At 57.8% G+C, this 360-nt stretch carries 1 rRNA gene; it reads right to left on the bottom strand.

Features of this window, described 5'->3' with window-relative positions:
- Positions 1–349 (bottom strand): 16S ribosomal RNA (locus tag IEQ44_RS18530); the annotation flags it as partial.
- Positions 350–360: the final 11 nt, after the last annotated feature.

Raw genomic sequence — 360 nt, 5'->3', positions numbered from 1 at the left:
CTCGGCGAAGGGTAGACGCACGCTGATCCGCTCAGTGTGGCGCGCGTGCAGCCCCGGACATCTAAGGGCATCACAGACCTGTTATTGCTCCTTCTCGTGTGGCTGAACGCCACTTGTCCCTCTAAGAAGTTAGTCGCCGACCACACGGGGCCGCGAAACTAGTTGACAAGCCGGAGTCTCGTTCGTTATCGGAATCAACCAGACAAATCACTCCACCAACTAAGAACGGCCATGCACCACCACCCACAGAATCGAGAAAGAGCTATCAATCTGTCAATCCTCTCCGTGTCCGGGCCGGGTGTGCTTCCCCGGGTGGAGTCAAATTAAGCCGCAGGCTCCACTCCTGGTGGTGCCCTTCCG

Origin of the sequence: Nocardioides malaquae, assembly GCF_015070385.1 — a bacterium.
GTDB classification, from domain to species: domain Bacteria; phylum Actinomycetota; class Actinomycetes; order Propionibacteriales; family Nocardioidaceae; genus Nocardioides; species Nocardioides malaquae.
This window is presented reverse-complemented; position numbering and strand designations above follow the sequence as displayed.